Annotated in this window: 9 protein-coding genes and 1 riboswitch; of the genes, 3 read left to right on the top strand and 6 right to left on the bottom strand. The window is 65.4% G+C overall.

Annotated elements, in window-relative coordinates; all coding sequences use genetic code 11:
* Positions 1 to 14: 14 nt before the first annotated feature.
* The 6 genes from L0966_RS16255 to L0966_RS16230 all read right to left on the bottom strand — a co-directional run bounded on the left by L0966_RS16255 (position 15) and on the right by L0966_RS16230 (position 5,944).
* Positions 15 to 668 (bottom strand): urea amidolyase associated protein UAAP2, encoded by a 654-nt coding sequence (locus L0966_RS16255; RefSeq protein ID WP_234053083.1) that lies wholly within the window; start codon positions 666 to 668, stop codon positions 15 to 17.
* Positions 669 to 697: 29 nt separating this feature from the next.
* Positions 698 to 1,534 carry an urea amidolyase associated protein UAAP1 gene (locus L0966_RS16250; protein WP_234053009.1) on the bottom strand — a complete coding sequence of 279 codons (837 nt, stop codon included), beginning with the start codon at positions 1,532 to 1,534 and terminating at the stop codon, positions 698 to 700.
* Between the two features lie 84 nt (positions 1,535 to 1,618).
* Positions 1,619 to 2,383 (bottom strand): ATP-binding cassette domain-containing protein, encoded by a 765-nt coding sequence (locus L0966_RS16245; protein ID WP_234053008.1) that lies wholly within the window; start codon positions 2,381 to 2,383, stop codon positions 1,619 to 1,621.
* On the bottom strand, positions 2,380 to 3,201 hold the full coding sequence (locus tag L0966_RS16240) for an ABC transporter permease (protein WP_234053007.1): 822 nt from the start codon (positions 3,199 to 3,201) through the stop codon (positions 2,380 to 2,382). The genes L0966_RS16245 and L0966_RS16240 overlap by 4 nt, the downstream gene beginning before the upstream one ends.
* A gap of 161 nt (positions 3,202 to 3,362) precedes the next feature.
* Entirely contained in the window at positions 3,363 to 4,457 is a 1,095-nt protein-coding gene (locus L0966_RS16235; protein ID WP_370640764.1) for a putative urea ABC transporter substrate-binding protein, read from the bottom strand.
* Between the two features lie 105 nt (positions 4,458 to 4,562).
* A riboswitch (guanidine-I (ykkC/yxkD leader) is annotated at positions 4,563 to 4,667 on the bottom strand.
* A 149-nt stretch (positions 4,668 to 4,816) separates the two neighbouring features.
* A complete protein-coding gene (locus L0966_RS16230) occupies positions 4,817 to 5,944 on the bottom strand; it encodes an aminomethyltransferase family protein (RefSeq protein ID WP_234053006.1) in 1,128 nt (375 codons plus the stop codon).
* A gap of 390 nt (positions 5,945 to 6,334) precedes the next feature.
* On the opposite strand from L0966_RS16230, the gene L0966_RS16225 reads away from it, so the two are divergent.
* The 3 genes from L0966_RS16225 (at position 6,335) to L0966_RS16215 (ending at position 10,814) form a co-directional block, all read left to right on the top strand.
* A complete protein-coding gene (locus tag L0966_RS16225; RefSeq protein WP_234053005.1) occupies positions 6,335 to 7,738 on the top strand; it encodes an acyl-CoA dehydrogenase family protein in 1,404 nt (467 codons plus the stop codon).
* Between the two features lie 178 nt (positions 7,739 to 7,916).
* On the top strand, positions 7,917 to 8,420 hold the full coding sequence (locus tag L0966_RS16220) for a flavin reductase family protein (RefSeq protein WP_234053004.1): 504 nt from the start codon (positions 7,917 to 7,919) through the stop codon (positions 8,418 to 8,420).
* A 75-nt stretch (positions 8,421 to 8,495) separates the two neighbouring features.
* Entirely contained in the window at positions 8,496 to 10,814 is a 2,319-nt protein-coding gene (locus tag L0966_RS16215) for a DUF1989 domain-containing protein (protein ID WP_234053003.1), read from the top strand.
* Positions 10,815 to 11,035: the final 221 nt, after the last annotated feature.

Raw genomic sequence — 11,035 nt, 5'->3', positions numbered from 1 at the left:
CTCACCTTTATCCGTCAGGCCACGGTCGGATCGAACACCAGGACGCGGATGGGCGTCGGGTCGAAATCGTTGCAGGGATTGTTCACCTGCGGGCAGTTGGAGATGAGAACCAGCATGTCGCGGGCGGCGAGCAGGTCCACATGGTCGCCGGGCGCGGAGACGCCATCCACGATGGCAAGCTTGCCGTCGCTCTCAATGGGCACGTTCATGAAGAAGTTGATGTTGGGCACGATGTCTCGCTTCGTCATGCCGTGGGCGGCTGCGGCCATCACGAAGTTCTCGCGGCAGGCGTGCATGTAGCGGGTGTGGTGGCCGAAGCGCACCGTATTCGCCTCGCACGAGCAGGCGCCCGCCGAGGTGTCGTGCCGCCCGCAGCTATCGCCCACCACCACGGCCAGCACATTACCGAAGTTCGACATGAGCTTCGTGCCGGTGGTCACATAGGGCGCGCCCTGGGTGAGGATGGTGTCCTGGGCCGAATAGCGCTCGGACGTGTCGTGGGCGTCATAGACGAGGGTATCCACCGCCTGGCAGCCCTTGAGATCCACGATGCGCAGGATCTGACCCTTCTGGATCACCTTGGACCATGGCCGGTTGGCGGGCACGGTGAAATCATAAACGGCCTTGGCCTCGTCCAGCACGGGGGCGGCGAAGAAGGGGGTGGTCATGGTTTGAGCGTTGGTCATCGTCCCCTCCCTCAGGCCTCAAGCCAGGTGGCGTTGTTCTCGAAGCCACGCTTGGCTTCGGCGGTGGCGGTGCGGCACAAATCGTCGGTCGCGGGCTCGGAGAGCTGGAAGACGATCGCCTCGATGGGCTCAGGGGCGAAGCTGGTGTCGGGCGCCAGCGGATGGGGGCAGTTGGAGACCGCCACGATGAGGTCGAGCTCGGCCCTGAGGTCCACGAAATCGCCCTTCTGAACGATGCCGTCGCGCCACACGGGCTTGTGGTCCACGAACGAGACCGGCGCGAAGAAGGTGATGACCGGGGCCACATCACGCGGGCCCAGGCCATGCTTGGCGGCGGCGAGCCACATGTTCTCGCGCGTGTTGCGAAGGGCCGCGTCGCCATATTTCGCAAGGTTCGAGGCGGGGGTGGAACCACCCATGATGGGGTCGTGAGCGCAGCAGGTGTCCTCGACGATGGAGAACAGCACGCGGCCCATGTCCGAGAGCAGCACCCGCCCCTTGCGGATGTCGGCGGTCCACTGGACCTTCACCGTGTCGGCGCTGTTATAGCGCTCGGAGGGGTCCGCAAGGCTCCAGGCGAACACCGAAACGCCCGGATTGCCGGCGGTGTTGAGAAGGCGCAGGCCCTCGCCGCGGCGGATCACCTTGGTCCAGTACCAGCCGCCGGGAATGGTTTCGGTGTGGCGGATTGTTTCCGGGGCGATGGGGGCGCCGTCGCGGGCGGTGGGGGCGGGCAGGACGCGCGGGGTCACCGCGTCGCCGGCGGCCTTGAGTTCCTCATAACGCTGGCGGCGGGCGGCGATCAGGGCTGCCTTTTCGGCATCTCGGGTGTCGATCGATGGTGTCATGTCTCAACGCCTAGAACGAGCGGGTCGTCCCGCCTGATGCCCGTTGGCGCCGGGTCGTCCCGGCCGGGAGGAGAGAGGTTCAGCTCAGGGATGGGCGGCCGGCGCGCCCGCGATGCGGGGCGGCCAGATGCCGATATCCTTGGCGATGCGGGCGCCATAGCGTCCGCCGTCGGAGGGCTCGTCGCGCCGGCGCTCAAAGGCGATGACGCGGGTGGCGAGGCCGAATGCCTCGGGCAGATCGTGGGTCACCATCACGGCGGTGAGGGCGCGCTCGTGCCACAGCTTGCGCATCAGCACGTGGATGTCGGCCCGGATGCCCGGATCGAGGGCGCCGAAGGGCTCGTCCAGCAGCAGAACACGGGGCTCGGCCATCAGAGCCTGGGCCAGGGCGAGGCGCTGCTGCATGCCGCCGGAAAGCTGGCTTGGATACTTGTCCGCCGCGTGGGAGAGGCCCACCGCGTCCAATAGCTCGCGGGCCTTCGCCTTGGCGGCGTGCAGCTCGGCGCCAAACACGCGCCCGAGCAGCCGGCCGCCGATGTTGCGCGCCCCCAGATCCTTCGCCAATACGATGTTGCCCAGCACCGTCAGATGCGGAAACACGGAATAGCGCTGGTAGACCACCCCCCGCTCGGGGCCCGGCTCGGCCGGAATGGGCTTGCCGTCCAGCTCGATGACCCCGCGGGTGGGCACCTCTTCTGAGAGCAGCATCTTAAGGAAGGTGGTCTTGCCGCAGCCGGAGGGGCCGACCAGCGCCACGAAGGCCCGCTCCTCGATCTCCAGGTTGATGTCCTCGAGCACGACGCGGTCATCGTACTCCTTCCACAGGTGGCGGACGCTGATGAGGCTCATTGGGCGGTCCTCGCGGCGGCGAACCAGGGGAAGGCGCGGCGCTGCAGCAGCACCAACGCGATTTCCATGAGGAAGGCGAGGAACGTGATCCAGGCGACATAAGGCAGGATCACGTCCATGGCGAGATAGCGGCGCACCAGGAAGATGCGGTAGCCAAGCCCACTCTCCGAGGCGATGGCCTCCGCCGAGATCAGGAACAGCCACGCGGGGCCGATCTGGAGGCGCACCGAATCGATGAGGCGGGGCAAAATCTGCGGCAGCACCACCCGCAGCACCAGCGTCCAGGACGAGGCGCCCAGCGTCTGCGCCTTGATGAATTGCTGGTGGGGCATGTCCATCACCCGCAAGGCGATATCGCGGACGAGCAGCGGGGCGATGCCGATGGCGATCAGCGCGATCTTCGAGGCCTCGCCCAGCCCCATGGTGATGAACAGGATGGGCAGGATGGCGAGCGGCGGCACCATGGACACCACCGCCACGAACTGGCCGAGCAGTGCCCGAAGATAAGGCAGCACCCCGATGGCGATGCCGAGCACCGCGCCGATGAGGGTGGCGATGCCCAGACCCGCGAACAGGCGGCCGAGGCTCGCTGCCGTGTCGTTCCACAGGGGGATGGTGCCGGTGCGCACATCCACCGTGAAGGCCATGCGCACGATGGCGTCGCCGATGGTCGCCAGCGACGGGAGGAGCTTGTCGGCCGGGTTCTCCGAAAGCCGCACGGCGGAAGCGATCAGATAGAGCACCAGCACGGCGACGAAGGGCAGCAGCGCCAGGACACGGGCCCATCCTTTGGCGGGCGATCGATTGACGAGACGCATCGACGGTCCTCTCTCGGCGGGATTCGGCTGGGGCTGCGCCGGGCGCGCCGGGCGCGCCGGTGCTGCGGGGGCGTTCGGGGAAGGAGGGGCGGGGCTGAGGGACCCCGCCCCCGGGCGGCGCCGAGCCGCTTTCGCGCAGGCGCCGCGGCGGAGCTTGGGGCTCAGAGCTTTCCGGCGGCGGCGTCCGACATGTAGGCGTCGTTGAAGCGGAACTTCACATTGGCCTTGTCGCCCAGCACCTTGCCGTCGGCGAGCTCGATGCCGACCACGTCCACGGAGGGGGCGCCATTGCCGAGCAGGCCATGGTCGAACAGGAAGTGACGCACCTTGTCCATGGTGGCGCCCACTTCGGGAGAGCGCGCGAAGGCGGCGGCCTCGGCCGGCTTGGCGAACAGCTTGGTGGCGGCCATCTGCGATTCGAAGCCGGCGAGATCGGTGCCGGAGGCCTTGCCCATGGCCTCGCGGGCGGCCTTACCCTCCGGCGTGTCCGAGGTCATGATGGCGAGCGTCTCATACCAGATGCCGGCCAGGGCCTTGGCGAAGGCGGGGTTGTCCTTCAGCGTCTGGGTGTTGACCACGGTGAGGTCCATGATCTCGCCGGGGATCTGCGACGAATCGAACACCTTGTGGGCCTTCGGGTCGGCCAGGATCTCGGAGACGATGGGGTTCCAGGTGACCACAGAGGTCACGTCCGGGGTCTTCCAGGCGGCGGCCATGTCGGCGTCGGAGGTGGAAACCACCTTCACGTCCTTTTCCGACAGATTGATGGAGGCGAGGGCGCGGGCCAGCAGGTAGTGGGAAACGGAGAATTCGACGAGATTGACCTTCTGGCCCTTGATGTCGGCCAGCTTGTCCTTGTCCTTCAGGATCACGGCATCATTGCCGTTGGAGAAGTCGCCGATAATGACGGCGCTGGTGTCCACGCCGCCCACCGCCGGGGTGGAGAGGGCGTCCATGTTGGTGACGGTCAGCGCGTCGAAGCCGCCTACCGTGTATTGATTGATCGATTCGGCATAGTCGTTCACCTGAACGACGTCGATATTGATACCGTACTTGTCGGCCCACTTCTTGACGATGCCGGCGTCCTTCGCCCAGCCCCAGGGCATCCAGCCCACATAGATAGTCCAGGCGAGCTTGAAGTCCTTCTTCGGCGCGGCGAATGCGTCGTGCGCCATCAGGGGCACGCTGGCCGCGAGGACACCCAGCGCCAACGCGCCGGCCTTGAGGATGTTCTTGATGTGGTATTTGCCTGACATCGCCAATTCCCCTCGTGGTTCGATGCGCGTCTTGCTTTGACGCGAGATCCTATCGAGACCTGGAATTGGCGAGACCTTTAGTGATGCCAATTCCTGGCCACTGAGGTCTCCCGGGATTTTGCCCCGCCGTGCCCGTGCGGATTTCTCCCGCTCGGGTAGCAGCTCTCGGACCAGCGCCTCAATGAGGCCGGAACCCTAGCCGCCAACTCAATACGTTTATAAAACGCAGGTGATACCCTGAAGGCAACGGCGTTCTTCGGGCATTCTGCCGAAATTTTGCACACCGATTTGCCTGCATAAAGATCAATTGCTCCTTCCGGAGCGGTGCTGGGGCCGCCCCGGAAGAAGAAGTCGTCGCCTCAGGCGCGCTCGTCCAGCGGGTGGGTGCGCAGGCGCATGGGGTCGTAGAAGGGCGTGCGCACCACATTGGCCTCGAAGGTGGCGTCGCCGTCCTTTACTGTGAGCGCGGTGCCGAGCGCGGTCACGTCCGGCTTGAGCGAGACGAGGGCCAGCGACTTCATGAGGTGCTGGCTGTAGGTGACCGAGTTCACCACGCCCACCTCGGCGCCGTCCTTGAAGATCTTCGAGCCGGGGGTGACCGCCGCGGCGGAGAGTACCTCCATGCCGGCCTGGTGGGTGCGCTCGGTGCCCTTGCGCTTGATGAGGGCCTCCTTGCCGCGGAAGGACGGCTTGGTGAGGTCCACCGACCAGTCCATCAGCACTTCCCAGGGGGTCGTGTCCTTGTGGGGCATGTCGAACGGGAAGAAGAGCAGGGCGCCTTCCACGCGGACGATGTCCAGGCAGTCCCACGACACGGCCATGGCGCCGAACGGCTTGCCCGCCTCCAGGATCTTGTCCCACAGGTCCACGGCGTCCTTGGCCGCGCAGAACACTTCATAGCCACGCTCGGCGGAATAGCCGCCGCGGGCCAGCGAGACCGGCACGCCGAACAGGGTGGTCTTGCCATGCCCGAAATAGGGCAGGGCCTTCAGGTCCATGGGCGTGTGCGGCGCGAGGATGTCGAGCGCCTTGGGGCCCTGGAGCGAGAGGATGTGGATGTCGTCATCACGCTCATAGGTGACGTCGAACCCCTTGGCGACCACGGGCAGGGCTTCTTCCAGCGCGCCGCCGCCATGGGAAAGGCGGAAATTCTCCGGCCCGTCCACATAGATCAGCACGTCATCGATGAGGCCGCCATTGTCGTCCACCAAAGAGGCGATCATGGAGCGGCCGGCGGGCACCTTGGCGATGTCGGCGGTGACCAGCTGGTTGATGAAGGCGAGCGCGTCCTTGCCGCTGACATTGATGATCTTCAGCGCCGAGACGTCGATGAGGCCGGCCTTGTAGCGCACTGCCCCGGTCTCCTCATAGGGGCAGGTGGCATAGTGCTGGGGTATGGCCATGTTGTTCCACGATTCCTCGAGCTTCGAGCCGAGCTCGCGGTGACGCCCGTTGAGAATCGATTGGCGCCAAACGGTTTCAGTCATCCTCATCCCCTCTTTGAACGCACTTGCCGGCCCGACGGCCTTCGCTTGTGGACACTGGCGGAGGATGCCGCCGCATTCGTGCGAGCGGCTTCCGCCTGTGGCGCGCATCCTGAAAGGGCACCCATTAGGTGTCAATTACTTTTCTTGTGAAGAAATTCATTGTTCTCGCCGCCCAAGAATTGATCCCGTCTCATCCTGTCTTTCCGGAGCTTTGCTGCGCTTGCACATGAAATGACCGTTTCATGCTCAATCAATGGGCTTGCACAGCGCGCAATCGATGGCAGTGTGTTTCTGCGGCGTCAAAAAAGTTCACTGAGGGGAACAGATCGCCGAAAGGCGCAACTGCAGGCCGGCCCGAGGTCAGGGACCGGCCCTGGCGGAGCTTATGTCATGTCCGATGTCAAGATGTGGGGTGCAGAGCAGTATTGGGGCCTCGGTTTCGAGTGGGACCCGCAATGGCTGCTGACGCCGGCTCAGAAAGAGCTGCAGAAGAAGCTCATTGCTCTGTGCGAGACCACCCTGCGCGCGAACGCCATTGAGAGCGATCAGAAGTATATCTATCCGCGCAAGAATTTCGAGGCCCTGGCCACCCTCGGACTTCTCAGCCTGAATGTGCCGAAGGAGCTCGGCGGCCTGGGTGAAAACCATGTGTGCGCCGCGATGGTGGTGGAAACCATCGCCCGCTACGGCTGCCCCTCCACGGCCATGTGCTACACCATGCATCTGGGCGCCACGGCGGCCGCGCTGCTGCGCCACCACGGCAACCCGGTGCTCACCGACATCCTGAAGCGGCTGGACAAGGACGTGCTCATCGGCACCCTTTCCTACTCGGATCCGGAGACCGGCTCGCACTTCTGGTACCCGATCTCCTCCAAGGCCGAAGCCCATGGCGATGGCTGGAAGGTGACCAAGAAGGCGTCCTGGACCACGTCCGGCGGCTTTGCCGACTGGTACATCATCCAGACCACCAGCCCCGGCTTCTCGGGCGACTATTCGGACCTTTCCTGCTTCCTCGTCACCAAGGACCAGGTGCAGTCCAACCCGGCAGAGTGGGACGGCCTCGGCCTCCACGGCAACCAGTCCGGCCCCATCGTCATCGACAATGTGGTGATTGAGAAGCACGCTCTGGTTGGGCCGATCGGCGATGGCGCCAAGTCCAATGACGAGGTGGTGGACCCGTTCTTCCTCACCATGTCTTCCGCCTGCTGGAATGGCATCTCCATGGCAGTGATCGACATTGCCAAGCGCCACACCACCCGCAAGACCCATAATGACGTGGGCATGCGCGTCGCCGATTATCCCACCATCCAGGATTATGTGGGCGAGGCGATCATGGACACCAACACGGTGCGCGCCTTCGACTTCCAGATGGCGGCGGCGCTCGATCAGGCGACCAACAATTGCGACTGGTCGATCCACAAGGACGTGGACGTGCTGCCGCGCTCGCCGCTGCTGCACTGGCTGTGGCAGCTCAAGTTCACCGCCTCCAAGAACGTCACCCATGTGGTCGACAAGATGATGCATGCCACCGGCGGCACCGGCTATCGCCCGGCGCTGGAGATCGAGCGTTATCTGCGCGACGGCAAGGCCGGCTGGGTGATGGGCCCCACCAACGAGGTGCTGCGGCAGTTCGTGGGCAAGGCCTCGCTGCTGGGCTTCGAAGTGCTCGACTACTGGAACAAGTCCATCAATACTCGTGTGCTGAACAACGAGGTCAAGAAGATGGATGACGAGGAGAAGCGCGCCTTCGCCGAGAAGCTGCTCTCCGAGATCAAGACCGCCAAGGTGGCCTGATCTTTCGCCCCATGTGCCCCGCGATGAGAACCTTCCGTATCATCGTAGGGTGCTGGCCTCTTCCGCACCCGTTGGCGGAAAAGGCCACCGCCCGCCCCCGCCGGGGCGGGCGTTCCCTGCCGGGCGCCGCGCGCGCCGGCCGCTGTTTCATCCGTGAGATTTTCCCAGGGATTGCCCCATGACCAGCATTGATCTCGACGCCCGCCTCGACCCGCGCGAGCTGCGCAACGCGCTCGGCCGCTTCGCCACCGGCATCGCCGTTGTGATGGCGGGTGATGATGAGGGGCTCATGGGCGTGACGGTGAATTCCTTTTCGGCCGTCTCCCTCGATCCACCGCTGATCCTGTTCTGCATGGCCCGCAAGCTGCTGTCGCTGTCGCGTTTCGAGAAGGTCGATGCCTATTCGGTCAACATCCTGCTGGAAGATCAACAGGATGTCTCCAACCGCTTCGCCACCGCTGGCGAGGACAAGTTCGCGGGCACCAGCTGGGAGCATGGCCCGAGCGGCGCGCCGCGCCTGATGCCGGCCCATGCCGTGTTCGAGTGCGTGCCCTATGCCCATTACGATGGCGGCGACCATGTGATCTTCGTCGGCCGCGTCGTGCACATGCACGCGGAAGGGGAAGAGCCGCCGCTGCTTTATTACCGGGGCCGCTATCGTGTGCTGGCCACCGTCGAGTAGGCGTCTTCCGGCCGTCTCGGAAGACTGATGGGAGTGGCGGGCGCCTCGGGCGCCCGCAGGTGAGATGGGGGTGTGATGGACGCGTCTCTTCTGCCCGTGGCCGGTGTCCGCGAGCCGGTGGGCCCGCGCGCGGGCGAGCGTTTCGTGGTGCGCGGGGGCGGCTGCGGCATGGCGCAGCTCCATGCCGGTGACGCGATCACCATTGTCGATCCCGAGGGGCTGCAAGCCGCGCACCTTTTCGCCATTGACGTGACGGGCCGCCCCGCCGGGGCCGGGCTGGGTCTGGATGGCGCGGAGGGTGAAAGCCTCTCCGTGGTGCTCGCGGCCGGCGGCGAGGGGGCGACAGACATCGCCCGCCTGCTCTCGGCGCGCGGCGTGGATCCTGCCGCGCAGAAGGCCGTTCCGGTGCTTGCCGCGCAGGAGGAGCCGGGCCGCAGCGTCACGCTGACCAGCGCCACCGACCTCATGGTGGTGATCAGCGCCCCCGGCGTCGCCATGGCGCCGGACGAGCAGGCGCCGCCCACCGAGCTGCTCGTCTCCATCACCCGCATTCCCGGCGCCGAGGTGCCCCTGCCGCCGCCCTTGGGCGCGGTGAAGCTGGACCTTCGCGTGCCGGCCGCCGAGGCGCGGGTCTATACGGTGAAGGCGGGCGACTATATCCAGATCATCGATGTTTCTGGTCGCCAGTGCTCGGACTTCCTGGCCTTTGACGCGGCGGCGCTGGAGCGGGGCCAGGAATATGGCCTGGATGCCACCACCACGCGCACGCTCATGGGCTCGGCCTATCCCGGACCGGGGCTCCACTCCAAGTATTATGACGAGCGCCAGGTGGCGCTGGTGGAAACCATCCGCGACACGGTGGGGCGGCACGACACGTTCGCGCTGGCCTGCTCGGCCAAATATTATGACGACATGGGGTATCCGGGCCACGCCAATTGCTCGGACAACTTCAATGCGGTGCTGGAGCCCCTGGGCATCAAGCCCAAGCGCGGCTGGCCGGCCATCAACTTCTTCTTCAATACGGGCATCGACCACACCAACGCCCTCACCATGGATGAGCCGTGGTCGCGGCCGGGGGATTATGTGCTGTTGCGTGCGCTCACGGATCTGGTGTGCGCCACCTCCTCCTGCGCCGACGACATCGATTCCGCCAATGGCTGGGAGCCCACCGACATCCACGTGCGCGTCTATGATGGCGCCGAGAACTTCTCCAAGGGAACAGCGTTCCGCATGAATGCCGAAGCCGAGCCGCGCCTGACGCGCGAAAGCGCCTTCCATCCGCGCATCGCGGAGAAGACCCGTAACTTTGTGGAATATCGCGGCTTCTGGCTGCCCACGTGCTTCACGGGCGAAGGCCCCATCGCCGAATATTGGGCGTGCCGCGAGAAGGCCGCCATCATGGACCTGACGCCCCTGCGTAAGTTCGAGGTGACGGGGCCGGATGCGGAAGTGCTGCTTCAGCGCACCGTCACCCGCGACATCCGCAAGCTCACCGTGGGCCAGGTGGTCTATACGGCCCTGTGCTACGAGCATGGCGGCATGATCGACGATGCCACCGTGTTCCGCCTCGGCCCGGCCAATTTCCGTGTGGTGTGCGGCGAGGAGTTCACCGGAAAGTGGCTGCGCGACAAGGCTGCCGAATGGGGCCTCAAGGCCTGGGTGAAGTCCTCCACCGACCAGCTCCATAACATCGCGGTGCAAGGTCCTCTCTCCCGGGAGATCCTCTCTGAGGTGATGTGGACCGCCCCCACGCAGGCGTCCATCACCGAGCTGAAATGGTTCCGCTTCGCCGTGGCGCGCATCGGCGGGCCGCTGGGTGCGCCGGTGGTGGTGTCGCGCACCGGCTATACGGGTGAGCTGGGCTTCGAGATCTGGTGTCATCCCAAGGATGCCACCGCCGTGTGGGACGCGGTGTGGGCAGCGGGCGAGCCCAAGGGCATGAAGCCGCTGGGCCTGACGGCGCTCGACATGCTGCGGGTGGAAGCGGGCCTCGTCTTCGCCGGCTATGACTTCTGCGACCAGACGGACCCCTTCGAGGCCGGAATCGGTTTTGCGGTTGCGAACAAGGACGAGGATTTCGTCGGCCGCGAGGCTCTGTTGCGCCGCAAGGCCAATCCGGCCCGAAAGATGGTCGGCCTGATCGTCGAGTCCAATGAGGATGTGGGCCATGGCGACCCGCTCTATGTGGGCCGGGCCCAGGTGGGGGTCGTCACCAGCGCCACCAAGTCGCCGATCCTGAAGGCGAATATCGCGCTGGCGCGGGTGGATGTGGCCGAGGCCGAGACCGGCAGGACGCTGGAAATCGGTAAGCTGGACGGGTTGCAGAAGCGCATTCCCGCCCGCATCGTGCCCTTCCCCCATTTCGACCCGCAAAAGACCCGCGTTCGCGCCTGAGGGCGTCCCGCGCTCGCCCCTTGAGCTTAAGCTCAAGGGCGGCGGGGACAAGACCAACGCCGGCGCCCTGGTGTGTCACTGCAATCCATTTCAACCCGCGCGGCAAACGCTGCGCGGGTTGGTTGCGTTTCTGCGGTCGGTGGGAAGTATTGATGCACCAGATATCTACGTCAGCTTCACTGCCCCATGCTGCTGCGCACCAAATAGACTTCGTGCGTGCA

It is taken from the genome of Xanthobacter sp. NM-59, from assembly GCF_021401125.1.
GTDB lineage: Bacteria > Pseudomonadota > Alphaproteobacteria > Rhizobiales > Xanthobacteraceae > Xanthobacter.
This window is presented reverse-complemented; position numbering and strand designations above follow the sequence as displayed.